Source organism: Enterobacter sp. RIT418, assembly GCF_003057745.1.
GTDB lineage: Bacteria > Pseudomonadota > Gammaproteobacteria > Enterobacterales > Enterobacteriaceae > Enterobacter.
The window spans coordinates 46247-70665 of sequence record NZ_QBJD02000002.1; the positions used below are offsets into that span (position 1 = coordinate 46247).

At 56.9% G+C, this 24419-nt stretch carries 22 protein-coding genes and 5 tRNA genes; 14 read left to right on the forward strand and 13 right to left on the reverse strand.

All coding sequences use genetic code 11. The annotated features are described in order from the left end of the window. Positions 1–270 precede the first annotated feature (270 nt). Positions 271–720 (forward strand): L-alanine exporter AlaE, encoded by a 450-nt coding sequence (gene alaE, locus DBY73_RS02460; RefSeq protein WP_112009642.1) that lies wholly within the window; start codon positions 271–273, stop codon positions 718–720. A 32-nt stretch (positions 721–752) separates the two neighbouring features. On the opposite strand, the gene DBY73_RS02465 is transcribed toward alaE, so the two are convergent. Then, a complete protein-coding gene (locus tag DBY73_RS02465; protein WP_112009643.1) occupies positions 753–1097 on the reverse strand; it encodes a DUF2002 family protein in 345 nt (114 codons plus the stop codon). Positions 1098–1257: 160 nt separating this feature from the next. Here DBY73_RS02465 and DBY73_RS02470 point away from each other — a divergent pair, with 160 nt between their 5' ends. The 13 genes from DBY73_RS02470 to leuA all read left to right on the forward strand — a co-directional run bounded on the left by DBY73_RS02470 (position 1258) and on the right by leuA (position 16114). Continuing rightward, a complete protein-coding gene (locus DBY73_RS02470; RefSeq protein WP_112009644.1) occupies positions 1258–1584 on the forward strand; it encodes a DUF883 domain-containing protein in 327 nt (108 codons plus the stop codon). A 246-nt stretch (positions 1585–1830) separates the two neighbouring features. Continuing rightward, entirely contained in the window at positions 1831–2070 is a 240-nt protein-coding gene (gene nrdH, locus DBY73_RS02475; protein ID WP_112009645.1) for a glutaredoxin-like protein NrdH, read from the forward strand. Further along, entirely contained in the window at positions 2067–2477 is a 411-nt protein-coding gene (nrdI, locus tag DBY73_RS02480) for a class Ib ribonucleoside-diphosphate reductase assembly flavoprotein NrdI (RefSeq protein WP_112009646.1), read from the forward strand. Before nrdH ends, nrdI begins: the two co-directional genes overlap by 4 nt. Next, positions 2450–4594, forward strand: a complete 2145-nt coding sequence (nrdE, locus tag DBY73_RS02485) for a class 1b ribonucleoside-diphosphate reductase subunit alpha (RefSeq protein WP_112009647.1) — start codon at positions 2450–2452, stop codon at positions 4592–4594. Before nrdI ends, nrdE begins: the two co-directional genes overlap by 28 nt. A gap of 9 nt (positions 4595–4603) precedes the next feature. Continuing rightward, positions 4604–5563 (forward strand): class 1b ribonucleoside-diphosphate reductase subunit beta, encoded by a 960-nt coding sequence (gene nrdF / locus DBY73_RS02490; protein WP_112009648.1) that lies wholly within the window; start codon positions 4604–4606, stop codon positions 5561–5563. A 333-nt stretch (positions 5564–5896) separates the two neighbouring features. After that, on the forward strand, positions 5897–7108 hold the full coding sequence (gene proV, locus DBY73_RS02495; protein WP_112009649.1) for a glycine betaine/L-proline ABC transporter ATP-binding protein ProV: 1212 nt from the start codon (positions 5897–5899) through the stop codon (positions 7106–7108). After that, positions 7092–8162: a glycine betaine/L-proline ABC transporter permease ProW gene (gene proW / locus DBY73_RS02500; protein ID WP_112009650.1), complete on the forward strand. Its 1071-nt coding sequence runs from the start codon at positions 7092–7094 to the stop codon at positions 8160–8162. Before proV ends, proW begins: the two co-directional genes overlap by 17 nt. Positions 8163–8171: 9 nt before the next feature. Further along, positions 8172–9167 (forward strand): glycine betaine/L-proline ABC transporter substrate-binding protein ProX, encoded by a 996-nt coding sequence (gene proX / locus DBY73_RS02505; protein ID WP_112009651.1) that lies wholly within the window; start codon positions 8172–8174, stop codon positions 9165–9167. Positions 9168–9377: 210 nt separating this feature from the next. Further along, positions 9378–10562: an MFS transporter gene (locus DBY73_RS02510; protein WP_112009652.1), complete on the forward strand. Its 1185-nt coding sequence runs from the start codon at positions 9378–9380 to the stop codon at positions 10560–10562. A 313-nt stretch (positions 10563–10875) separates the two neighbouring features. After that, the gene (gene mprA / locus DBY73_RS02515) at positions 10876–11406 is read left to right on the forward strand and encodes a transcriptional repressor MprA (RefSeq protein ID WP_112009653.1); all 531 of its coding nucleotides are present in this window, start codon (positions 10876–10878) and stop codon (positions 11404–11406) included. 126 nt (positions 11407–11532) lie between these two features. After that, on the forward strand, positions 11533–12705 hold the full coding sequence (emrA, locus tag DBY73_RS02520; RefSeq protein ID WP_112009654.1) for a multidrug efflux MFS transporter periplasmic adaptor subunit EmrA: 1173 nt from the start codon (positions 11533–11535) through the stop codon (positions 12703–12705). A 16-nt stretch (positions 12706–12721) separates the two neighbouring features. Next, complete coding sequence (gene emrB, locus DBY73_RS02525) at positions 12722–14269, forward strand: multidrug efflux MFS transporter permease subunit EmrB (RefSeq protein WP_112009655.1); 1548 nt, start codon at positions 12722–12724, stop codon at positions 14267–14269. 189 nt (positions 14270–14458) lie between these two features. Continuing rightward, positions 14459–16114, forward strand: a complete 1656-nt coding sequence (leuA, locus tag DBY73_RS02530; RefSeq protein WP_112009656.1) for a 2-isopropylmalate synthase — start codon at positions 14459–14461, stop codon at positions 16112–16114. On the opposite strand, the gene DBY73_RS02535 is transcribed toward leuA, so the two are convergent. The 12 genes from DBY73_RS02535 to alaS all read right to left on the reverse strand — a co-directional run bounded on the left by DBY73_RS02535 (position 16101) and on the right by alaS (position 24379). Beyond that, complete coding sequence (locus DBY73_RS02535; protein WP_112009657.1) at positions 16101–16865, reverse strand: helix-turn-helix transcriptional regulator; 765 nt, start codon at positions 16863–16865, stop codon at positions 16101–16103. The two genes, leuA and DBY73_RS02535, sit on opposite strands and share 14 nt — an antisense overlap. A gap of 52 nt (positions 16866–16917) precedes the next feature. After that, on the reverse strand, positions 16918–17433 hold the full coding sequence (gene luxS, locus DBY73_RS02540) for an S-ribosylhomocysteine lyase (protein WP_112009658.1): 516 nt from the start codon (positions 17431–17433) through the stop codon (positions 16918–16920). Positions 17434–17585: 152 nt separating this feature from the next. Then, the gene (gene gshA, locus DBY73_RS02545) at positions 17586–19130 is read right to left on the reverse strand and encodes a glutamate--cysteine ligase (RefSeq protein ID WP_112009659.1); all 1545 of its coding nucleotides are present in this window, start codon (positions 19128–19130) and stop codon (positions 17586–17588) included. A gap of 83 nt (positions 19131–19213) precedes the next feature. Then, positions 19214–19642: a YqaA family protein gene (locus DBY73_RS02550; RefSeq protein ID WP_112009660.1), complete on the reverse strand. Its 429-nt coding sequence runs from the start codon at positions 19640–19642 to the stop codon at positions 19214–19216. Beyond that, complete coding sequence (gene yqaB / locus DBY73_RS02555; protein ID WP_112009661.1) at positions 19639–20205, reverse strand: fructose-1-phosphate/6-phosphogluconate phosphatase; 567 nt, start codon at positions 20203–20205, stop codon at positions 19639–19641. Before yqaB ends, DBY73_RS02550 begins: the two co-directional genes overlap by 4 nt. A gap of 250 nt (positions 20206–20455) precedes the next feature. Beyond that, positions 20456–20532, reverse strand: a tRNA-Arg gene (locus tag DBY73_RS02560). Positions 20533–20561: 29 nt separating this feature from the next. Then, positions 20562–20638: transfer RNA gene (locus DBY73_RS02565), tRNA-Arg, on the reverse strand. Between the two features lie 29 nt (positions 20639–20667). Further along, positions 20668–20744, reverse strand: a tRNA-Arg gene (locus tag DBY73_RS02570). Positions 20745–20808: 64 nt separating this feature from the next. Next, positions 20809–20885 (reverse strand) — tRNA-Arg (locus DBY73_RS02575). A gap of 4 nt (positions 20886–20889) precedes the next feature. Further along, a tRNA-Ser gene (locus tag DBY73_RS02580) sits at positions 20890–20982 on the reverse strand. A gap of 342 nt (positions 20983–21324) precedes the next feature. Beyond that, positions 21325–21510: a carbon storage regulator CsrA gene (gene csrA, locus DBY73_RS02585; RefSeq protein ID WP_000906486.1), complete on the reverse strand. Its 186-nt coding sequence runs from the start codon at positions 21508–21510 to the stop codon at positions 21325–21327. Between the two features lie 241 nt (positions 21511–21751). Continuing rightward, complete coding sequence (alaS, locus tag DBY73_RS02590) at positions 21752–24379, reverse strand: alanine--tRNA ligase (protein WP_112009662.1); 2628 nt, start codon at positions 24377–24379, stop codon at positions 21752–21754. Between the last annotated feature and the right edge of the window lie 40 nt (positions 24380–24419).

Here is a 24419-nt window from a genome sequence, read left to right on the forward strand (position 1 = left end):
GGCGGCGCGTAGCGCAGATACTTACACACACAAAACACTAACCACATGATTTCAAATGCAAAAAATCGAAGAGAGAGAGAAAATAACGAAGCGAGCGAGAAACAGGCAACTTTAGAGAATTTTGTTGACAAAACGCCATTAAATAAAAATTTATCACTAATTGTTAGTTTACAGGCAGAGATATACTCTATGCGCATCAAATTAGCCAACCTAAAGCACTACTCGCTGCGGGTAGGAACGTCTTTTATAGTGCGCTCAAGGAGTTCAGACATGTTTTCACCGCAGTCTCGCCTGCGCCATGCGGTAGCGGATACGTTCGCGATGGTTGTCTATTGTTCCGTCGTCAACATGATGATCGAAATTTTCCTCTCAGGAATGACCTTTGAGCAGTCGCTTTCTTCTCGTCTTGTCGCGATCCCGGTTAACATTCTTATTGCATGGCCATACGGTATGTACCGCGATGCGATCATGCGCTGCGCGCGCCGCGTAAGCCCAACGGGCTGGGTGAAAAACCTGGCAGACGTGCTGGCCTACGTGACGTTCCAGTCACCGTTATACGTTGCGATTCTGCTGGTAGTGGGCGCAGACTGGCACCAGATTGCCGCAGCCGTAAGCTCAAATATCGTGGTGTCGATGCTGATGGGCGCGGTATATGGCTATTTCCTGGACTACTGCCGTCGCCTGTTTAAAGTCAGCCACTATGGCCAGGCTAAAGCGTGAAGGAAGACGACTGGCTTAGGCCAGTCGAAAACTTACTGCACTTCGCCGAACACCCCTGTCAGGAAGCGCTCCAGCGCCATTCGGGAGCTAAAACCGTGCGGAATACCATAATGCTCATGCGTTTCACCGCCTAAATAGAGCGGAAATTGCTGGTAATGATCGCAGGTTTTAATTTCCGAGGCAGGCTCAGCAAATGACAAACTTCTGTCTTTCAGCGTCGGGTGAATAATGAGAGCCGTGCGCCCCATTCTCGCTTCACGATTGACGTAAACATAATTCTCGCCGCGGCGATATCCATAGGCTTTTGATGTCACTTCGTCCATGGTGAATCCCGCTTTTTCAAGAACGCGTGCCACCTCATCCGGTCGTAAATACATATATATTCCTCGTTATCTTTTCCTGCCCGGCAACCTTACAGTAATCAGCATTAGCAGTGCTTTCAGAATATTCCATAAACTGTCTTTTACGTCGTGACTCGCTTCAGACATTTGATTCGTGAGCTAGACTTAATGGGAACGCCAAATTAAGGAGGATCGTATGTTTAACAGACCGAACCGAAACGATATTAACGACGACGCTCAGGATATTCGTAATGATGTCAGCCAATTAGCCGACACGCTGGAAGAGGTGTTGAAATCCTGGGGAAGTGACGCCAAGGACGAAGCGGATGCCGCGAAACGTAAGGCTCAGTCTTTGCTGCGCGAAACGCGCGCCAGAATGAACGGCCGTTCGCGCGCCTCTCAGGCCGCCTGCGATGCCATCAGCTGCGCAAATACCTTCGTGCGTGAAAAACCGATGTACGCGCTGGGCACCGTTGCCGCGGTAGGGATCTTCGTGGGTGCCCTGCTCAGCCTGCGAAAATAAGTTAGTGGCTTCATATCGGCCCCGTTAGCCTTCGGTTACGGGGCTTTTCTTTGTCCAATAGCTAAAATCGCGTACGGCAACCCCTGTCCCGCCCTGCTCATCATCTGGAACACATCAATCGAAATTTCCCATATCTTGTATGGTTGAAACTTATCACAACTACATCTAGTATCCTTCTTAGCAAGAGATACACAACCCGACGCGAAGCTTCGCGCCGCTTTCTCATTCTAAATGGAAATACGAATCATGAGCATTATTATTTACACTCGTAACGATTGTGTTCAGTGCCACGCTACCAAGCGCGCCATGGAAAGCCGCGGCGTTGCCTTTGAGATGGTGAATATCGACCTGGTCCCGGACGCCGCCGACGCGCTGCGCGCGCAGGGCTTCCGCCAGCTTCCGGTGGTTGTTGCCGGTGAAACCAGCTGGTCCGGCTTTCGCCCGGATATGATCAACCGCCTTAGCGCTCAGGCCGCCCGTGCATGAGCACGCTGGTCTACTTCTCCAGCAGTTCGGAAAACACGCTTCGCTTTATTGAGCGCGTCGGGCTGCCCGCGATCCGCATTCCGCTCAACGAGCGGGAGCGTATTCAGGTGGATGAACCTTACATCCTGGTGGTGCCCAGCTACGGTGGCGGCGGCACGGCCGGCGCGGTGCCCCGCCAGGTGATCCGCTTTCTGAACGATCCGCACAACCGGCAGCGCATTCGCGGCGTGATCGCGGCGGGCAATCGCAACTTCGGCGACGCGTTTTGCCGCGCCGGCGATCTCATCTCTCAAAAATGCGGCGTGCCGTATCTCTATCGTTTCGAACTGATGGGGACACCGCAGGACGTTGAAAACGTGCGTAAAGGAGTGAACGAATTTTGGCAACGACAACCGCAGAACGCGTAATCCAGGGGACGCCGGATTACCACGCGCTGAACGCGATGCTTAACCTGTACGATCGCGAGGGGCGCATCCAGTTCGGCAAAGATCACGAGGCGGTGGACGCCTTTTTTGCCGCCCACGTCCGTCCGAACAGCGTGACGTTTGGCAGCCAGCAGGAGCGTCTCGACTATCTGGTCAAAGAAGGCTATTACGAAGAGCGCGCGCTGGCCCGCTATGACCGCGCCTTCGTGGTGAAGCTGTTCGAGCGCGCCCACGCCAGCGGCTTTCGCTTCCAGACGTTTCTCGGCGCGTGGAAGTATTACACCAGCTATACCCTGAAGACCTTCGACGGCAAACGCTATCTTGAAAGCTTTGAGGATCGCACCGTGATGGTGGCGCTGACGCTCGCCCAGGGTGATGAAGCGCTGGCCGGGCGGCTGACCGACGAGATCCTCTCCGGCCGCTTCCAGCCCGCCACGCCCACCTTCCTCAACTGCGGCAAGGCCCAGCGCGGCGAGCTGGTCTCCTGCTTCCTGCTGCGCATCGAAGACAACATGGAGTCGATTGGCCGCGCGGTAAATTCGGCGCTACAGCTTTCGAAACGCGGCGGCGGCGTGGCGTTTCTGCTCTCCAACCTGCGCGAAGCGGGTGCGCCAATCAAGCGCATAGAAAACCAGTCCTCCGGGGTGATCCCGGTGATGAAAATGCTGGAAGATGCGTTCTCGTACGCCAACCAGCTCGGCGCGCGCCAGGGCGCGGGCGCGGTGTATCTGCACGCGCACCACCCGGACATCCTGCGCTTTCTCGATACCAAGCGCGAAAACGCCGACGAAAAAATCCGCATTAAGACCCTGTCGCTCGGCGTCGTCATCCCGGACATCACCTTTGCGCTCGCCAAAGAAAATGCCGACATGGCGCTGTTCTCGCCCTACGATATCGAGCGCATCTACGGTAAAGCGTTCGGCGACGTGGCCATCAGCGAGCTGTACGACGAGCTGGTTGCCGACGACCGCATCCGCAAGACGTACATCAACGCCCGCGACTTCTTCCAGACGCTGGCCGAAATTCAGTTTGAGTCCGGCTATCCGTACATCATGTATGAGGACACGGTGAACCGCGCCAATCCGATTGCCGGGCGCATCAACATGAGCAACCTGTGCTCGGAGATCCTGCAGGTCAACAGCGCCTCCACCTATGACGAGAACCTGGACTACGCGGACGTGGGGAAAGATATCTCCTGCAACCTCGGGTCGCTGAATATCGCCCACACCATGGATTCCCCCGACTTTGGCCGCACGGTCGAGACGGCGATCCGCGGGCTGACGGCGGTGTCGGACATGAGCCACATCCGCAGCGTGCCGTCCATCGCGGCGGGCAACGCCGCGTCGCACGCCATTGGGCTGGGGCAGATGAACCTGCACGGCTATCTGGCACGGGAAGGCATCGCCTACGGCAGCCCGGAAGGGCTGGATTTCACCAACCTCTATTTCTACACCGTCACCTGGCACGCGCTGCACGCCTCGATGATGCTGGCCCGCGAGCGCGGCCAGCGTTTTGCGGGGTTTGAGCAGTCGCGCTACGCCAGCGGCGAATATTTCAGCCAGTATCTTGAAGGCGACTGGCAGCCGAAAACCGCGAAGGTGCGGGCGCTGTTTGCCCGCGCCGGGATCGTTTTGCCGACGCGCGCGATGTGGCAGCAGCTTCGCGCCGACGTCATGCAATACGGCATCTATAACCAGAACCTGCAGGCGGTGCCGCCAACCGGATCGATTTCCTACATCAACCACGCCACGTCGAGCATTCACCCGATCGTGTCGAAAATCGAGATCCGTAAGGAAGGCAAAACCGGGCGCGTTTACTATCCCGCCCCGTTTATGACCAACGAAAACCTGGCGCTGTACCAGGACGCGTACGAGATCGGCCCGGAGAAGATCATCGATACCTACGCCGAGGCGACGAAGCACGTGGATCAGGGGCTGTCCTTAACGCTCTTCTTCCCGGATACCGCCACCACGCGCGATATCAACAGGGCGCAGATCTACGCCTGGAAGAAAGGCATCAAGACGCTGTACTACATTCGCCTGCGCCAGCTTGCGCTGGAAGGCACCGAAATTGAAGGCTGCGTGTCCTGCGCGCTGTAAGGAGAAGGGATGAAACTGTCACGCGTGAGCGCCGTTAACTGGAACAAGATCCAGGATGATAAAGACCTGGAAGTGTGGAACCGCCTCACCAGCAACTTCTGGCTGCCGGAAAAGGTGCCGCTCTCTAACGATATTCCGGCCTGGCAAACGCTGAGCCACGCCGAACAGCAGCTGACGATCCGCGTGTTTACCGGCCTGACGCTGCTGGACACCATTCAGAATACCGTCGGCGCGCCCGCGCTGATGTGCGACGCGCTGACGCCGCACGAAGAGGCGGTGATGTCGAACATCAGCTTTATGGAAGCGGTGCACGCCCGATCCTACAGCTCGATTTTCTCGACGCTGTGCCAGACCAAAGACGTGGACGCGGCCTACGCGTGGAGCGAAGAGAGCGCGTCGCTGCAGCGAAAGGCAGAGCTGGTGCTGGCGTACTATCGCGCCGACGAGCCGTTGAAAAAGAAAATTGCCAGCGTGTTTCTGGAATCCTTCCTCTTCTATTCCGGCTTCTGGCTGCCGATGTACTGGTCGAGCCGCGGCAAGCTCACCAACACCGCGGATTTGATTCGCCTGATTATTCGTGATGAAGCGGTTCACGGCTATTACATTGGCTATAAGTATCAGAAAGGGCTGGAGAAAGTGAGCGCTGAGAAGCGCGAGGAGCTGAAAGGCTTCGCGCTCGATTTGCTGATGGACTTGTACGATAACGAGCTGAGCTATACCGACGAGCTCTATGCCGGAACGGGCTGGGCGGAAGACGTTAAGGCGTTCCTTTGCTACAACGCCAACAAGGCGCTGATGAACCTCGGCTACGAGGCGCTGTTCCCGCCGGAAATGGCGGAGGTGAACCCGGCCATTCTGGCGGCGCTTTCGCCTAATGCCGACGAAAACCACGATTTCTTCTCCGGGTCGGGTTCGTCGTACGTGATGGGCAAAGCGGTAGAGACGGAAGATGAAGATTGGGATTTTTAATGAACCGATTAACGTTCATTAATTAAATATAAATCTCATTATTTCCCACTTAATATTTACAATACAACTACACTGTAATTTCCGCGTCATATTCGCCTGATTCATACCGATTCAGGCGAAATCTCCCGATGCAGCAGCAAAAAATTCAGAAAAATTCAAACCGCGCTCAGCCCTTTACTCATGGGAAATTCAGCCGTTTCGCTTGCGGCAAAATTCATGCCACCAGCACACGTAGGGTTGTCTCAGATTCTCAGTATGTTAGGGTTATGCCAGTTAACTATTTACCATGGTAATCATATCGACATAATCAAATAACAGGACACTCTCTATTGCATGGCAATTAAATTAGAAGTGAAGAATCTTTATAAGGTATTTGGCGAGCACCCGCAGCGCGCATTCAAATACATCGAAAAAGGACTTTCGAAAGAGCAAATTCTGGAAAAAACCGGGCTATCGCTTGGCGTTAAAGACGCCAGTCTGGCCATTGAAGAAGGCGAGATTTTTGTCATCATGGGGTTATCCGGCTCGGGTAAATCCACTATGGTTCGCCTTCTCAATCGCCTGATTGAACCCACCCGCGGACAGGTGCTGATTGACGGCGTGGATATTGCCAAAATATCTGACGCCGAGCTTCGCGAGGTGCGCAGAAAAAAGATTGCGATGGTGTTCCAGTCATTCGCGTTAATGCCGCACATGACGGTATTAGATAATACCGCATTTGGAATGGAATTAGCGGGCGTTTCCGCCGCTGAGCGTCAGGAAAAAGCGCTGGACGCGCTGCGTCAGGTTGGGCTGGAGAATTATGCTCACGGCTATCCGGATGAACTTTCTGGCGGCATGCGTCAGCGCGTGGGATTAGCCCGCGCCCTCGCCATTAATCCCGATATTTTATTAATGGATGAAGCCTTCTCGGCGCTCGATCCGTTAATTCGCACCGAGATGCAGGATGAGCTGGTAAAATTACAGGCGAAACATCAGCGCACCATTGTCTTTATTTCCCACGATCTGGACGAAGCGATGCGTATTGGCGATCGTATTGCCATTATGCAAAACGGCGAAGTGGTGCAGGTCGGCACGCCGGATGAAATTCTCAATAATCCGGCCAATGATTATGTCCGCACCTTCTTCCGCGGCGTGGATATTAGCCAGGTGTTTAGCGCCAAAGATATCGCCCGTCGTTCACCAAACGGTCTTATTCGTAAAACGCCGGGATTTGGCCCGCGCTCTGCGCTCAAGCTGCTGCAGGATGAGGACCGTGAATACGGTTATCTGATCGAACGCGGTAATAAATTTGTTGGCATTGTCTCCATCGATTCTCTGAAAACCGCGCTTGGCGAAAATCAGGGTATTGATGCGGCGGTTATCGACGCCCCGCTTGCCGTGGACGCCGAAACGCCGCTCAGCGAACTGCTCTCACACGTCGGCCAGGCGCCGTGCGCCGTGCCGGTGGTGGGTGAAGAACAACAGTACGTCGGCATCATCTCAAAACGGATGCTGCTGCAGGCTTTAGATCGCGAGGGGGCAAACAATGACCGATCAAACTAACCCGTGGGGCACTGCTGACGCTGCGGACAGCGCGGCACAATCCGCCGACGCGTGGGGCTCATCCACGCCTGCGCCAGCCGACGGCGGCACGGCGGACTGGCTCAACAGCGCGCCTGCACCGGCGCCTGAACACTTCAATATTATGGATCCATTCCACAAAACGCTGATCCCGCTCGACCGCTGGGTCACCGAAGGGATCGACTGGGTGGTGACGCACTTCCGCCCGGTGTTCCAGGGGATCCGCGTGCCGGTGGATTACATCCTGAACGGCTTCCAGCAGATGTTGCTGGGCATGCCCGCGCCGGTGGCGATTATCCTGTTCTCCCTGATCGCCTGGCAGTTCGGCAGCGCCGGAATGGGCGTTGCCACGCTGGTCTCGCTGATTGCCATCGGCGCGATCGGCGCGTGGTCGCAGGCGATGATCACCCTGGCGCTGGTGCTGACCGCCCTGCTCTTCTGTATCGTTATCGGCCTGCCGATGGGGATCTGGCTGGCCCGCAGCCCGCGGGCGGCGAAGATCATTCGACCGCTGATGGATGCGATGCAGACCACCCCGGCGTTCGTGTATCTGGTGCCGATCGTCATGCTGTTCGGGATCGGCAACGTGCCGGGCGTGGTAGTGACCATTATCTTCGCCCTGCCGCCGATTATTCGCCTGACCATTCTGGGCATTAATCAGGTGCCAGCCGATCTCATTGAGGCGTCACGCTCGTTCGGCGCCAGCCCGCGCCAGATGCTGTTTAAGGTTCAGCTCCCGCTGGCCATGCCAACCATTATGGCGGGCGTTAACCAGACGCTGATGCTGGCGCTGTCGATGGTGGTTATCGCCTCTATGATCGCCGTGGGCGGCCTGGGCCAGATGGTGCTGCGCGGCATTGGCCGCCTCGATATGGGGCTGGCAACCGTCGGCGGCGTCGGCATCGTGATCCTCGCCATTATTCTTGACCGCCTCACGCAGGCCGTCGGTCGTGATTCACGCAGTCGCGGCAACCGTCGCTGGTATACCACCGGCCCCGTCGGGTTACTCACCCGCCCTTTCACGAAATCAAAATAAGGAACAACGATGCGACATAGCGTACTTTTTGCCACAGCGTTTGCCACCCTTGTCTCTTCCAGCGCGTTTGCGGCCGACCTGCCGGGCAAAGGCATTACCGTGCAGCCGGTGCAGAGCACCATTTCGGAAGAGTCCTTCCAGACCCAGATCGTGAGCCGCGCGCTGGAAAAGCTGGGCTATACGGTCAACACCGCCAGCGAAGTGGATTACAACGTGGGCTACACCTCGATTGCCTCCGGCGATGCTACCTTTACCGCCGTTAACTGGCAGCCGCTGCACGACGATATGTATGCCGCCGCGGGCGGCGACAAGAAGTTCTACCGCGAAGGGACCTTCGTGACCGGCGCGGCGCAGGGATACCTGATCGACAAGAAAACCGCCGACAAGTATCACATCACCAATATTGAACAGCTGAAAGATCCGAAGATTGCGAAGCTGTTCGACACCAACGGCGACGGCAAGGCCGACATGATGGGCTGCTCGCCGGGCTGGGGCTGCGAGGCGGTGATTAACCACCAGAACAAAGCGTTCGATCTGGCGAAGACCGTCGACGTGAGCCACGGCAACTACTCGGCGATGATGGCCGACACCATCGCCCGCTTTAAGGAAGGCAAGCCGGTTATCTACTACACCTGGACGCCGTACTGGGTGAGCGACGTGCTGAAGCCTGGCAAAGACGTGGTATGGCTGCAGGTGCCGTTCTCCTCCCTGCCGGGCGAGCAGAAAGACATCGACACCAAGCTGCCGAACGGCATGAACTACGGCTTCCCGGTGAATACCATGCACATTGTGGCCAACAAGGCCTGGGCAGAGAAAAACCCGGCGGCCGCGAAGCTGTTCTCGGTGATGAAGCTGCCGCTGGCGGACATCAACGCCCAGAACGCGATGATGCACGCGGGCAAATCCTCCGAGGCGGACGTGAAAGGCCACGTTGACGGCTGGATCAAGGCCCACCAGCAGCAGTTCGACGGCTGGGTGAAAGAGGCGCTTGACGCCCAGAAGTAAAATACTGCCCCTCACCCTAACCCTCTCCCCAAAGGGGAGAGGGGACGTTGACCACCCTCTCCCCTTTGGGGAGAGGGCCGGGGTGAGGGGATCACACAGCACCCAACCTAAACCGCACAATCCAGCACGTAACAATCCCCCAACATTCACAATCATTCGCTATTATGGTTTCCGGAAAATTAATCACTTAACTCACGATTCCTGAACCTAATGACGAAAACACCTCACGGGCTTAGCCCGGCTCTCATTATTTTGATGTCCGTGGCAACGGGTCTGGCCGTCGCCAGCAATTATTACGCCCAGCCTCTGCTGGATACCATCGCCCGCGCGTTTGATCTTTCCGCCAGTTCCGCAGGCTTTATTGTTACCGCCGCCCAGCTCGGCTATGCCGCCGGGCTGCTGTTCCTCGTCCCGCTGGGCGATATGTTTGAGCGCCGGATGCTGATTGTCACCATGACGCTGCTGGCCGCCGGCGGGATGCTGATCACCGCCAGCAGCCAGTCGCTGACGATGATGATTGTGGGCACCGCGCTGACGGGGCTGTTCTCCGTCGTGGCGCAGATCCTGGTGCCGCTGGCGGCCACGCTTGCCTCGCCGGATAAACGCGGCAAGGTCGTCGGGACGATCATGAGCGGCCTGCTGCTGGGGATCCTGCTGGCGCGAACCGTGGCGGGCCTGCTGGCAAGCCTCGGCGGCTGGCGAACGGTCTACTGGGTTGCGAGCGCGCTGATGGCCGTCATGGCGCTGGCGCTGTGGCGCGGGCTGCCGAAGGTGAAGCAGGAAAACAACCTGAACTACCCGCAGCTTCTCGCCTCCGTTTTCAGCCTCTTCACGCAGGATAAGCTGCTGCGAACTCGCGCACTACTCGGCTGTTTAACCTTCGCGAACTTCAGCATCCTCTGGACGTCGATGGCGTTTTTGCTTGCCGCGCCGCCGTTTAACTATTCCGAAGCGGTTATTGGCCTGTTCGGCCTTGCCGGTGCCGCCGGTGCGCTGGGCGCGCGTCCCGCTGGCGGGCTCGCCGATAAGGGCAAATCACACCTCACCACCACCGCTGGGCTCGTTCTGCTGCTGCTCTCATGGGCGGCAATCTGGTACGGGCACGTTTCGGTGCTGGCGCTGATCGTCGGGATTTTGGTGCTCGACCTCACCGTACAGGGCGTCCATATCACTAACCAAACCGTTATCTATCGGGTGAAGCCCGAGGCGCGAAACCGCCTCACGGCCGGGTATATGACCAGCTACTTTATCGGCGGCGCGGCGGGGTCGTTAATTTCAGCCTCGGCGTGGCAGCATGCGGGCTGGACGGGCGTCTGCGCGATTGGCGCCATCGTGGCGGCGCTCAACCTGCTGGTCTGGTGGCGCGGATATCATCGCCAGGAAGCCGCTCACTAAGTTTTACAATGCTTTAGGCCTCCCGGGGTGTAAAGGAGGCCTGCATCTGTTAAGGTGAGCGCAATCATTTATCCCAGAAATTTTAATGTGGGTGACATATTAGCTAACGGCATGAATAGTTCAGACCCCCATCCTCACATCCTCTCGTCTTCGGGTTCATCACCCACGCTTTCTGTGCTCACCGGGTCACGGATTTACCCGGCACTTTCCGATAGTGGCATTCCTTTGGCGGATATAACCGCACAAATAATTCATTTACATTATTTGTCACTATCGTTACTATATCGGCTGTAATTAATGAGGTTATGCCCAAATGGATAGTTCGTTTACGCCCATTGAACAAATGCTTAAATTCCGCGCCAGTCGTCACGAGGACTTCCCGTATCAGGAAATCCTGCTGACCCGCCTGTGCATGCACATGCAGGGTAAGCTGCTGGAAAACCGTAATAAGATGCTGAAAGCTCAAGGGATTAACGAGACGTTATTTATGGCGTTGATTACGCTGGAGTCTCAGGAAAACCATAGCATTCAGCCGTCTGAACTGAGCTGCGCGCTGGGTTCATCACGCACCAACGCTACCCGCATTGCCGATGAGCTGGAAAAGCGCGGCTGGATTGAACGCCGTGAAAGCGATAACGATCGCCGCTGTCTGCATCTGCAGCTGACCGATAAGGGTCACGAATTCCTGCGTGAGGTGCTGCCACCTCAGCACAACTGCCTGCACAAACTGTGGTCCGCCCTGAGCACCGCCGAGCGCGACCAGCTTGAGCACATCACCCGCAAGCTGCTCACCCGTCTGGACCAGATGGATGAAGATGGCGCCGTTCTTGAGGCGCTGCGCTAACGCGACGACACGCTCAACATTCCAGATTTATAAGAATACCGACAGGCCAGCACGTCACACTGCTGGCCTTTCTGACAGCAGGTCGGCACAGCCGATGTGAAAATAAGAAGATCGTGGAGAACTACAATGAGCGCAAATGCGGAGAACGTTACCCCGCAGCAACCGGTCAATAAGAAAGGCAAACGCAAGAGCGCCCTTCTTCTGCTGACCTTGCTCTTTATTATTATTGCCGTGGCATATGGGATCTATTGGTTTTTAGTATTGCGTCACGCTGAAGAGACAGACGATGCATACGTGGCAGGGAACCAGGTACAAATCATGGCGCAGGTGTCGGGCAGCGTGACGAAGGTCTGGGCTGACAATACCGACTTTGTGCAAAAGGGCGACGTGCTGGTCACGCTCGATCCGACCGACGCCCAGCAGGCGTTTGAAAAAGCCAAGACCGCGCTGGCCTCCAGCGTGCGTCAAACCCGCCAGCTAATGATCAACAGCAAGCAGCTGCAGGCCAACATCGACGTGCAGAAAACCGCGCTCGCGCAGGCGCAGAGCGACCTGAACCGCCGCGTGCCGCTCGGCACCGCCAACCTGATTGGCCGTGAAGAGCTGCAGCACGCCCGCGATGCGGTTGCCAGCGCGCAGGCGCAGCTGGATGTGGCGATTCAACAGTACAACGCGAATCAGGCGATGGTGCTGGGGACAAGCCTTGAAAATCAGCCGGCGGTGCAGCAGTCCGCGACCGAGGTGCGTAACGCCTGGCTCGCCCTGCAGCGTACCAGGATCGTCAGCCCGATGACCGGCTACGTCTCTCGCCGCTCCGTGCAGCCAGGCGCGCAGATTAGCCCCACCACGCCGCTGATGGCGGTTGTACCGGCGAACAACCTGTGGGTGGATGCGAACTTCAAAGAGACGCAGCTTGCGCACATGCGCATCGGCCAGACCGCGACGGTCGTCAGCGACATTTACGGCGATGACGTGAAGTACACCGGTAAAGTGGTCGGTCTGGATATGGGGACAGGCAGCGCCTTCTCCCTGCTGCCCGCGCAGAACGCAACCGGTAACTGGATCAAAGTGGTTCAGCGTCTGCCGGTGCGTATCGAGCTGGATCCGAAACAGCTCGCCGATCATCCGCTGCGTATTGGCCTTTCAACGCTGGTAACCGTAGATACCGCCAACCGCGACGGCCAGATCCTGGCAAGCCAGGTGCGGACCAGCCCGGCTTATGAAAGTAACGCCCGTGAAATTAGCCTCGATCCGGTCAATAAGCTGATCGATGACATCGTGAAGGCAAACGCCGGTTAAGCCGAAGGTGAGCGTTATGCAACAGCAAAAGCCGCAAAAACCGCTGGAGGGCGCGCAGCTGGTCATTATGACCATTGCGCTCTCGCTGGCGACATTCATGCAGGTGCTGGACTCCACCATCGCAAACGTGGCGATCCCGACTATCGCCGGTAACCTTGGCTCGTCGCTGAGCCAGGGGACCTGGGTTATCACCTCATTCGGGGTGGCGAACGCCATCTCGATTCCGATTACCGGCTGGCTGGCGAAGCGCGTCGGTGAAGTGAAGCTGTTCCTGTGGTCAACGATATTGTTTGTGCTCGCCTCATGGGCGTGCGGCATGTCCACGAGCCTGACGATGCTGATCTTCTTCCGCGTTATTCAGGGGATCGTGGCCGGGCCGCTGATTCCGCTGTCGCAGAGTTTGCTGCTGAACAACTATCCGCCCGCCAAGCGCTCTATAGCGCTGGCGCTGTGGTCGATGACGGTGATCGTTGCGCCGATCTGCGGGCCTATCCTCGGCGGCTATATCAGCGACAACTACCACTGGGGCTGGATCTTCTTTATCAACGTGCCGATTGGGGCGTTGGTGGTGATGCTGACCCTGCAAACGCTGCGCGGTCGCGAAACCCGCACGGAGCAGCGGCGCATTGACGCCATTGGCCTGGCGCTGCTGGTGATTGGGATCGGCAGCCTGCAGGTGATGCTCGACCAGGGCAAAGAGCTGGACTGGTTTAACTCGACGGAGATTATCGTTCTGACGGTCGTCGCGGTGATATCGCTGAGCTTCCTGATCGTCTGGGAGCTGACGGACGATAACCCGATAGTCGATCTGTCGCTGTTTAAGTCGCGAAACTTCACCATAGGCTGCCTGTGCATCAGCCTGGCCTACATGCTCTACTTCGGCGCCATCGTCCTGCTGCCGCAGCTGCTGCAGGAGGTCTACGGCTATACCGCCACCTGGGCGGGCCTGGCCTCTGCGCCTGTGGGGTTAATTCCGGTCCTGCTGTCGCCGATTATCGGCCGCTTCGCCCACAAGCTCGACATGCGCAGGCTGGTGACGTTCAGCTTCATCATGTACGCCGTGTGCTTCTACTGGCGCGCGTATACGTTCGAGCCGGGCATGGACTTTGGCGCATCCGCGTGGCCGCAGTTCATCCAGGGCTTTGCCGTGGCGTGCTTCTTTATGCCGCTGACCACCATTACGCTTTCCGGCTTGCCGCCCGAGCGCATGGCGGCGGCATCAAGCCTGTCGAACTTCACCCGAACGCTGGCGGGCTCCATCGGGACGTCGATCACCACGACCCTCTGGACCAACCGCGAGTCGATGCACCACGCGCAGCTGACGGAAGCGGTGAACCCGTTTAACCCTAATTCCCAGCAGATGTACAGCCAGCTTCAGGGGATGGGCATGACGGAGCAGCAGGCGTCCGGCTGGATAGCCCAGCAGATCACCAACCAGGGGCTGATTATCTCCGCCAACGAGATTTTCTGGATATCGGCGGGGATCTTTATCGTCCTGCTGGGGCTGGTATGGTTTGCAAAACCGCCGTTTGGTGCCGGTAGCGGCGGCGGCGGAGCGCACTAGTCCTCTGCGCAGGATGCCGGGTGGCGGCTGCGCCTTACCGGGCCAACGTTGAATTTGTAGGCTTGGTAAGCGCAGCGCCATCGGGCAACGATCGCCTCCTTGTCCAAAATGCGACAGCGATTGTCAGTTTCGATAAAGCCGCGCGCCTGAAATCCCTTCACGATAGTGAAAAGACAACAGGAGCGCACCATGCTGAAAACACCCGCAGACAAGTATCAACCTTACCCTCCCCTCTCCCTGCCCGACCGCCGCTGGCCTGAGCAACGCATCACGCATGCCCCACGCTGGCTTTCAACCGACCTGCGCGACGGCAACCAGGCGCTGGCCGAGCCGATGGACGGCGCGCGCAAGCTGCAGTTCTGGGCGCTGCTGCTGAGCTGCGGATTTAAGGAAATTGAGGTGGCTTTCCCGTCGGCCTCGCAGACCGACTTCAACTTCGTTCGCCAGCTGATCGAAGAGAACCGCATTCCGGATGACGTCACGATTCAGGTGTTAACTCAGGCGCGGGAAGATCTGATCGTCCGCACCTTTGAGTCCCTGCGCGGCGCGAAGCAGGCCACGGTACATCTTTATAACGCCACCGCCCCGCTGTTCCGCCGCCTGGTGTTTGGCATGGATAAGGCGCAGGTCGTCGAGCTGGCGACGCGCTCCACGCGCCTTATTCGTCAGCTGTGTGAAGAGAACCCGGACACCCGCTGGCAGTACGAATACTCTCCGGAAACCTTCTGCTTTACCGAACCGGAGTTTGCGCTGGAAATTTGTGAGGCGGTGGCGGAAATCTGGCAGCCGTGCGGCGAGCGGCCAATGGTAATCAACTTGCCGGCCACCGTTGAGGTCAGCACGCCGAACGTCTATGCCGACCAGATCGAGTATTTCTGTCGCCGCTTCAGCCGCCGCCGCGACGTCTGCATCAGCGTGCATCCGCATAACGACCGCGGGACCGGCGTCGCCTGCGCCGAGCTTGCCGTAATGGCGGGCGCCGACCACGTGGAGGGGTGCCTGTTCGGCAACGGCGAGCGCACGGGCAACGTCTGCCTGGTAACGCTGGCGATGAATCTCTACAGCCAGGGCGTTAGCCCAAATCTCGACTTCAGCGATATGAACCGGGTCGTGGAAGTGGTGGAAACCTGCAACCAGCTGCCGGTCCATCCGCGCCATCCGTGGGCGGGACGGCTGGCCTATACCGCGTTTTCCGGCTCGCATCAGGATGCCATCAAGAAAGGGTTTGATTCCCGCCGGCCTGGCGACCGCTGGGAGATGCCCTATCTGCCCGTCGATCCGCAGGATATCGGCTGTACCTATGAAGCGGTGATCCGCGTGAACAGCCAGTCGGGGAAAAGCGGCAGCGCGTGGCTTATTGAGCATAATCATGGGCTAAAACTGCCCCGCGCCCTGCAGCAGGATTTCAGCCAGCACGTACAGCAGGAAACCGACCGCCATGGAAAAGAGATGACGCAAAACGCGCTGTGGCAGCTGTTCCGCGCCCGCTACGGCCTGGTGTCGACGCCGCGCTTCGCGCTGCAAACGTACCGCAGCGACAGCCAGCAGGACGGGCAGCTCCGGCTGACGGCAAGCGTTGCCACGCAGGGCGGAACGCGCCAGCTTGACGGCGAAGGTAACGGGCTGTTATCCGCCGCAGCCAGCGGGTTAAGCCGCTGGATTAATACGCCGTTTGTGATTAAGGACTACCACGAACACACCCTGGGCGAGCGCAGCGATAGCCGCTCGGTGGCCTACATTCGCTGCCTGTTCCAGGACGGCAGCAGCCGCTGGGGCGTGGGCATTGATAGCGACGTGGCGCGCGCGTCGCTTCAGGCGCTCTTTAATGCCGTCAGTCGTTCTTAAAGTAATCGCTGGGGGAGATGCCCATCACCCGACGGAACATGGCCGTAAAGGCGCTGTGGCTGCCGTATCCCAACTCCAGCGCCACGCGCAATACCGGCTGGCCCTGCGCCAGCCGGTCCAGCGCCTCCAGCAGCCGCGCCCTCCTCACCCACTCGCGAAAGCTTAGCCCCGTCTGGTGCTGGAAATGGCGATTTAGGGTCCGCTCGCTCATTCCCAGCACGCTCGCGGCCTGGCCTATGCTCCAGCCTTCGCCCGCGTTTTGCCTGACCCGATCGCAAAGGCCGCGCAGCGGTTCGCTTTGCGGCTCCGGCAGGTGAAACGGCAGCGCCGGCAGGGTGCGAATTTCATCAAGGATCAGCTCGTAGACCCGCTCATCACGGCTGCCGGACAGGTAGGATTCAGGAAGCGTTAGCGACGCGAGGATCAGTTCACGCAGCAGCGGCGAGATCTGCACGATCTGACAGGTTGCAGGCAGATCGGCCCGCGCCAGCGGATCGATAAACAGCGTGCGCGCGGCAACATGCCCGGTAATGCGTAGCGAATGCGGCGTACCCGCCGGAAGCCAGACGCCGCGACCCGGTGGCACCACCCAGCAGCCGGAAGCCGTATCCACCCGCACGACGCCGCTTAGGCTATGCAGCAGCTGCGCGCAGTCATGCTGATGCCACGGCTCGCTGTCACCATGAGCATAGTCATGCGCAAACGGAACGAGAGGACGATGGGTAAAGGAAAAGGTTGAGGTTGTGGTCATGGGCTAAATAACCCTTACCTTACCCTCTCCCAGGGGAGAGGGAGAAGGTGCCCTAGATGTGCAGTTCCTGCAGTTTTTCTTTCGGCAGGGCCAGCTCGTCGTTGCTGTTCACGCGAACATCACGCTCGATGATATGGCGGGCGATCTCCTGCGCTTCTTCCAGAGAGTGCATCTGGTAAGTCCCGCACTGGTAAACGTTCAGCTCTGGGATCTGGTTCTGCTCTTTCACCTTCAGCACGTCTTCCATGGCCGCTTTCCACGCGTCTGCAACGCGTTTCTCTTCAGGCGTGCCGATCAGGCTCATGTAGAAGCCGGTACGGCAGCCCATCGGGGAGATATCGATGATCTCAACGCCGTTGCCGTTCAGGTGGTCACGCATGAATCCGGCAAACAGGTGCTCCAGGGTGTGAATGCCTTTTTCCGGCATCACTTCTTTGTTCGGCACGCAGAAGCGCAGATCGAAAACGGTGATCGTGTCGCCGTGCGGGGTGTTCATGGTCTTCGCCACGCGTACTGCAGGTGCTTCCATACGGGTATGGTCGACGGTAAAGCTATCTAATAACGGCATACGTCACCTCCGATAGTGATTTTCTTAAAAATAAACTGAACTCTTCTACACAATGCGCGTCTGAGTATATGAAAGACGCGCATTTGTTATCATCATCCCTGAATTCAGAGATGTATATTTTGGCCACAGCGATGTGGCCTTTTTCTTTTCTGTTACGCCTGCTTCGCCAGAAACGCGTCAAACGACTCCGTATCCGCCGCCTCAATCTCTTTCTGACGCACCATGGAAGCCTCACGCTCCGCCACAAAGTCGGCTTCACTCAGCACCTCTAACGGCTCATGCATCAACATCTCACGATACTCCGCCGAGAGCGAACGTCCGGTGCCGCCAATGCCCTGCTCAATCATGGAACGCAGAATGCGCGCCGAGAACGTCAGTTCCGGATTATCAAAGCTTTCAACCAGCTGATCACAGACGTTTTGATACGCCTCGCCGCCGTCAATGCTGTCCATCGTCTGGGCGACGCGCTTCAGGTCACGGAACAGATCTTTACCGACTTTCGTCAGCGGGAACTGCGCCGTTTCGCACCCGATGCCAAGCGTCAGTCCTGGCTTACGGCCTTCCAGAATCACGCGGTTCCAGTTCGTGCGCGTGCAGGACAGTTCGTCAGAACTCATTTCCGGCGCGTCAGCCAGCACGCACCAGACCATGAACAGGTCAAGGAAGCGGATTTGCTGTTCGTCGACGCCAACCGGCGAGAACGGGTTGATGTCCAGCGAGCGCACTTCAATGTACTCAATCCCGCCGCGCTGCAGCGCATCGGACGGCGTTTCACCGCTGCGCGTGACGCGTTTAGGGCGAATCGGCGCGTACAGCTCGTTTTCAATCTGCAGCACGTTGCTGTTGATTTGCAGGCGCTTGCCGTCTTTTTCGAGGCCGATTTTTTCGTACTCTTCCGACTGCGTTTTAATCGCCCGCTTCAATCCTGCCACATACTCGTGCAAATCGTTAAACGTAATTCCGAGATTGCTTTGCGACTTATTGGTATAGCCAAGATCGCTCAGGCGCAGCGAGGTCGCATACGGCAGATAGTACATGCCGCATTCGGTCTTCTCGAACGGCAGCGTGGTCGGTTTTCCCTGCAGGAACGACGAGCAGATGGCTGGCGATGCGCCAAAGAGATACGGGATAACCCAGCCGAAGCGATAGTAGTTACGAATCAGACGGAGGTAGCCCGCTGAAATCGCCTCTTTATCGCTTTCACCGCATTTCGCCTGCCAGAAGGCCATCGGCAGCGAGAAGTTGTAATGAACGCCAGAGATGGTTTGCATCAGCGCGCCATAGCGGTTCTTCAGACCTTCGCGATAGAGCGTTTTCAGACGGCCAATGTTCGAGGTGCCGTATTGCGCCAGTTCAATAGCCTGCCCCTGCTCGATATAGCATGGCATGCTCAGCGGCCACATGCGCTCATCGCCCAGATTACGGGCGGTGAAGCGATGGACATCGCGCAGGATTTTCAGCATGCGATCGATGTCGCCCTCTACGGGAGTAATGAACTCCAGCAGCGCTTCGGCGAAATCGGTGGTGATCCATTTATGTGTCAGCGCCGATCCTAACGCCTTCGGGTGACCCGTCGTCGCTAAGCTTCCATCCGCGTTAACGCGCAGCGTTTCGCGCTCAAGCCCACGCTGAATCCCCTTCAGTGCCTGAGGGTGATTTTCCAGCCAGGCCAGCGCCTGTGATACGTCCGGGATCAAGTTGACCTCCCGCCTGTCAAAGTAATGTTACCCAGCATAATTGTAATGGTTGACGATTGAAGGTCGCGTATTCATTCCACCAATTAGTGCCACCACGTCATACCCTGTAGTGTTACCCATGCCACGAGAACATAGCGCAACGCCTTGCCAAGGCACAAAAAAAAGAGCACCGGTCCCCAGGAGATGCGTAACCATCCCGCCAGCAGACACAGTAAATCGCCTATTACAGGCATCCAGCTTAATAATAGCGTGGCAGCGCCATAGCGTTTTAGCCAGCCGACTGCCTTTTCCTGCCAGCGCGATTTTTCACGCAGCGGAAAGAAACGCCCAAGAATAACGTTAGTCAGTCCTCCAAGGCTATTACCCATTGTTGCTATTAACACCAGCAACCACGGCTGACTGACGCCGGACAACAGCATCGCCACCAGCACCACTTCCGAATTGCCCGGTAAAAGCGTCGCGCTTAAGAAACTGCTGGCGAATAGTGAGGCAAGTGACAGCGCGTCACTCACAGCAGGCGAACGTCCACCGCGGCCATGCCCGCATCCCGCGCGGCCTGAATGCCAAAATCAGCATCTTCAAAAACGACGCATTTTTCAGCAGGCACGCCCATCAATTTTGCGCAAAGCAGAAAGGTATCCGGAGCAGGTTTGTGATTTTTGACATGATCGGCCGCGACCACGGCAGAAAAATAGCGGCGCAGGCCCAGATGATTGAGCAACGCTTCGGCAACCGCGCTTTCACTGCCGGTGCCAACCGACATCGGTCGACGTCCGTGCCAGTCTTTTACCACGTCAATGAGCGGTAAAGGGCGCACGGTATCTAACAGCATGGCTTTTACCGCATCGGTTTTTTCGCGCGCGAGCTGGTAGGGGTCAAGATCGGCATGATTGAGTTCAATGACGGCCTGAGCAATACGCCAGGTCGGCGATCCGTTGAGGGCCACCATCGCCTGTAAATCGAAACGCATGCCGTAACGCCCAAGAACGTCATCCCAGGCTTTACGATGCGTAGGCTCGGTATCCAGGAGAGTGCCGTCCATATCGAAGATCAAACCGTCATACTTTGCGTACATCGTGCTCTCGCTAACCGATTAACAAAGCATTACTTTATCGTAAATGGGGGTTTTTGTCGCTGATTGCAGGTGCGATGATTAACGGAACGTCGAAGGAATAAACAAAGAGGGAGAATATGGTGCATCCGGGAGGATTACTCGGCTTACGCCTCGCCCTGCGGGCCGTTGCTGAAGCAACGTTATCCTCCCTAGTGCTCGCGATTCATTCGCGGACCTTTAAACAACAGCATCGCTGTTACCCTGGAGAATATGGTGCATCCGGGAGGATTCGAACCTCCGACCGCTCGGTTCGTAGCCGAGTACTCTATCCAGCTGAGCTACGGATGCATCGGGATAATGCTTTCAGAAATAGTAAATGGTGCATCCGGGAGGATTCGAACCTCCGACCGCTCGGTTCGTAGCCGAGTACTCTATCCAGCTGAGCTACGGATGCATCGGGATACTGCTTTCAGAAATAGTAAATGGTGCATCCGGGAGGATTCGAACCTCCGACCGCTCGGTTCGTAGCCGAGTACTCTATCCAGCTGAGCTACGGATGCATCGGGATTTACTACTGTACTACTCGATATTCACATCACTTCTAAAGCAATATGAAGTAATAGATGGTGCATCCGGGAGGATTCGAACCTCCGACCGCTCGGTTCGTAGCCGAGTACTCTATCCAGCTGAGCTACGGATGCAAAATGGCGGTGAGGCGGGGATTCGAACCCCGGATGCAGCTTTTGACCGCATACTCCCTTAGCAGGGGAGCGCCTTCAGCCTCTCGGCCACCTCACCACACAACGCCTCTCTCGAGTGCTTCAAGGAACTCGTTAAGAGCTTCTCGTCGCTGCGTGGCGCATATATTACTTTCTGGGACTTATAAGTCAAACAATTTTCCAAAAGCTTTTATCGTTTGCACAAATCACACGCAATTAGCATGTAAAAGCCACAAAGAGGGTGTTTTATAAGCGGATTTTAACGGATTCCAGACAGTTTCAGCAGAGCAGCATAAAGGTTGAAGGGCGTATTAAGGCAACGAGAAAGATGAAAATTTGAGCGGTTGAAATCAAACGGTAACGTTAAGCGGGAAAAATAGCGGAAGGGTTGCGTCTCGCCCGACAGCGAGACGCGACAATATCAGTAACTGGACTGCTGGGATTTTTCAGCCTGGATACGCTGGTAGATCTCTTCACGGTGGACAGATACTTCTTTAGGGGCGTTAACACCAATACGAACCTGGTTACCCTTTACCCCTAAAACTGTCACGGTGACCTCATCCCCAATCATGAGGGTCTCACCAACTCGACGAGTCAGAATCAGCATTCTTTGCTCCTTGAAAGATTAAAAGAGTCGGGTCTCTTGTATCCCGGCATTATCCATCATATAACGCCAAAAAGTAAGCGATGACAAACACGTAATGTGTAAGCAGTCACGGCATCACATTCTGTTAAACGTAAGTTTAGCCGATATACACAAACTCAACCTGACTTTATCGTTATCGATAGCGCAGTGAACAAGACGCCATAACGTTACCGCTATGGCGTCTGTTTGTGCTTTGTCGTTATTACAGTTTCGCACTCACCCAGCTTTCAACGCTGGCTAATGCTGCTGGAAGCGCCGCCGCATCCGTACCGCCGGCTTGCGCCATGTCAGGACGACCGCCACCTTTGCCACCCACCTGCTGGGCGACCATACCGATCAGTTCCCCTGCTTTAACACGGTCAGTCACATCCTTAGAGACCCCCGCAATCAGAGAAACCTTACCTTCTGCCACCGTCGCCAGTACGATAACCGTCGAACCTAACTGGTTCTTCAGATCGTCGACCATAGTGCGAAGCATTTTAGGCTCAACGCCAGCCAGATCGCTGACCAGCAGCTTAACGCCTTTAATTTCTACCGCTTTGCTGGAGAGGCTTGCGCTCTCCTGCGCCGCGGCCTGTTCTTTCAGCTGCTGGAGCTCTTTTTCCAGCTGACGGGTACGATCCAGCGCAACGCGCACTTTCTCGCCCAGGTTCTGGCTATCGCCTTTCAGCAGCTGCGCGATGTCGTGCAGCTGATCGCTCTGCGCATGCAGGCTGGCAATTGCGCCTTCACCGGTTACTGCTTCAATACGACGCACGCCCGCAGCCGTTCCTGATTCGGAAACGATGCGGAACAGGCCGATATCACCGGTGCGGGATGCGTGCGTACCGCCGCACAGTTCGGTGGAGAAATCACCCATGCTCAGCACGCGAACGCGCTCGTCATACTTCTCGCCAAACAGCGCCATCGCGCCTTTTTTCTTCGCGTCCTCGAGATCCATAATATGGGTTTCGATTGGCAGGTTACGGCGGATCTGCGCGTTCACCAGGTCTTCAACCGCACGAATTTCGGACGGCTTCATCGCTTCAAAGTGCGAGAAGTCGAAACGCAGCACTTTGTCGTTAACCAGAGAACCTTTCTGCGCAACGTGGGTACCCAGCACGTCGCGAAGCGCGGCGTGCATCAGGTGCGTTGCAGAGTGGTTCAGACGAATGCGCGCGCGGCGTGCTTCGTCAACGTTGGCCTGAACGCCCTCGCCCACTTTCAGAGAACCGGAAACCAGTTTGCCCTGGTGACCGATCGCCTGGCCATATTTCTGGGTGTCGGTGACGGCAAAGCTAAAGCCATTCCCTTTCAGTTCGCCCTTATCGCCAACCTGGCCGCCGGATTCGGCATAGAACGGCGTTTTGTCCAGAATGACCACCGCATCCTGACCCGCGCTGATGCTGTCTACGGCTTTGCCGTCAACAAACAGCGCGGTCACTTTGCCGGTCAGTTCCAGCGCATCATAGCCTTTAAATTCAGAGGCGCCGTCAACGCGGATCATCGCGTTGTAGTCGGCGCCAAAACCGCTGGATTCGCGCGCGCGGCGGCGCTGTTCTTCCATCGCCGCTTCAAAGCCCGCTTCGTCAACTTTGATGTTGCGCTCACGGCAAACGTCCGCCGTCAGATCAACCGGGAAGCCGTAAGTGTCGTAAAGGCGGAAAGCGGTTTCGCCGTCCAGCGTGTCGCCCTTAAGCTTCGCCAGCTCGTCGTCCAGCAGCGCCAGACCGCGTTCCAGCGTACGGGCAAACTGCTCTTCTTCGGTTTTCAGAACCTGTTCAACCTGCGCCTGCTGGCGTTTCAGCTCGTCACCGGCAGAGCCCATCACGCCAATCAGTGGCCCAACGAGTTTATAGAAGAAGGTGTCCTTCGCGCCCAGCATGTTGCCATGGCGGATCGCACGACGAATGATACGACGCAGCACATAGCCACGGTTTTCATTCGACGGGATAACGCCGTCAGCAATCAGGAACGCACAGGAACGAATATGGTCTGCGATAACGCGCAGTGATTTGTTGCTCAGATCGGTTGCGCCCGTTACCTCAGCAACGGCTTTGATCAGGGTGCTGAACAGGTCAATCTCATAGTTGGAGTTAACGTGTTGCAGAACGGCCGCGATACGCTCAAGGCCCATACCGGTATCTACGGACGGTTTCGGCAGCGGCTCCATGGTGCCGTCGGCCTGACGGTTGAACTGCATGAAGACGATGTTCCAGATCTCAATGTAGCGATCGCCATCTTCTTCCGCGCTTCCCGGAGGGCCACCCCAGATGTGGTCGCCATGATCGTAGAAGATCTCGGTGCACGGACCGCAAGGGCCGGTGTCGCCCATCTGCCAGAAGTTATCAGACGCGTAAGGCGCGCCTTTGTTGTCACCGATACGGATGATACGTTCGCGAGGGATACCGACTTCTTTTTCCCAGATTTCATAGGCTTCGTCATCGGTTTCGTAGACGGTAACCCACAGACGCTCTTTCGGCAGGTTGAACCAGTTTTCACCGGTCAGCAGTTCCCACGCAAACTGAATTGCATCATGTTTGAAGTAGTCGCCGAAGCTGAAGTTACCCAGCATTTCGAAGAAAGTGTGGTGGCGTGCGGTGTAGCCGACGTTTTCCAAATCGTTGTGTTTACCGCCCGCACGCACGCAACGCTGTGAGGTTGTGGCGCGGGAATAATTACGCTTGTCGAGACCAAGGAAAACATCCTTGAACTGGTTCATCCCGGCGTTGGTAAACAGTAAAGTCGGGTCGTTATTCGGTACCAGGGAGCTGCTGGCAACAACCTGGTGTCCCTTACTATGGAAAAAATCGAGAAACGCCTGACGGATCTCAGCGGTGCTCTTGCTCATAATTATCCTGAAATCAAGCTAACGAAATGTCGTAGCAAGC

Bases quoted from the DNA above. Each gene is read 5' to 3' on its own strand.
- alaE (WP_112009642.1), top strand. From the start codon at position 271: ATGTTTTCACCGCAGTCTCGCCTGCGCCATGCGGTAGCGGATACGTTC.
- DBY73_RS02465 (WP_112009643.1), bottom strand. From the start codon at position 1,097: ATGTATTTACGACCGGATGAGGTGGCACGCGTTCTTGAAAAAGCGGGA.
- DBY73_RS02470 (WP_112009644.1), top strand. From the start codon at position 1,258: ATGTTTAACAGACCGAACCGAAACGATATTAACGACGACGCTCAGGAT.
- nrdH (WP_112009645.1), top strand. From the start codon at position 1,831: ATGAGCATTATTATTTACACTCGTAACGATTGTGTTCAGTGCCACGCT.
- nrdI (WP_112009646.1), top strand. From the start codon at position 2,067: ATGAGCACGCTGGTCTACTTCTCCAGCAGTTCGGAAAACACGCTTCGC.
- nrdF (WP_112009648.1), top strand. From the start codon at position 4,604: ATGAAACTGTCACGCGTGAGCGCCGTTAACTGGAACAAGATCCAGGAT.
- proV (WP_112009649.1), top strand. From the start codon at position 5,897: ATGGCAATTAAATTAGAAGTGAAGAATCTTTATAAGGTATTTGGCGAG.
- proW (WP_112009650.1), top strand. From the start codon at position 7,092: ATGACCGATCAAACTAACCCGTGGGGCACTGCTGACGCTGCGGACAGC.
- proX (WP_112009651.1), top strand. From the start codon at position 8,172: ATGCGACATAGCGTACTTTTTGCCACAGCGTTTGCCACCCTTGTCTCT.
- DBY73_RS02510 (WP_112009652.1), top strand. From the start codon at position 9,378: ATGACGAAAACACCTCACGGGCTTAGCCCGGCTCTCATTATTTTGATG.
- mprA (WP_112009653.1), top strand. From the start codon at position 10,876: ATGGATAGTTCGTTTACGCCCATTGAACAAATGCTTAAATTCCGCGCC.
- emrA (WP_112009654.1), top strand. From the start codon at position 11,533: ATGAGCGCAAATGCGGAGAACGTTACCCCGCAGCAACCGGTCAATAAG.
- emrB (WP_112009655.1), top strand. From the start codon at position 12,722: ATGCAACAGCAAAAGCCGCAAAAACCGCTGGAGGGCGCGCAGCTGGTC.
- leuA (WP_112009656.1), top strand. From the start codon at position 14,459: ATGCTGAAAACACCCGCAGACAAGTATCAACCTTACCCTCCCCTCTCC.
- DBY73_RS02535 (WP_112009657.1), bottom strand. From the start codon at position 16,865: ATGACCACAACCTCAACCTTTTCCTTTACCCATCGTCCTCTCGTTCCG.
- luxS (WP_112009658.1), bottom strand. From the start codon at position 17,433: ATGCCGTTATTAGATAGCTTTACCGTCGACCATACCCGTATGGAAGCA.
- yqaB (WP_112009661.1), bottom strand. From the start codon at position 20,205: ATGTACGCAAAGTATGACGGTTTGATCTTCGATATGGACGGCACTCTC.
- csrA (WP_000906486.1), bottom strand. From the start codon at position 21,510: ATGCTGATTCTGACTCGTCGAGTTGGTGAGACCCTCATGATTGGGGAT.
- alaS (WP_112009662.1), bottom strand. From the start codon at position 24,379: ATGAGCAAGAGCACCGCTGAGATCCGTCAGGCGTTTCTCGATTTTTTC.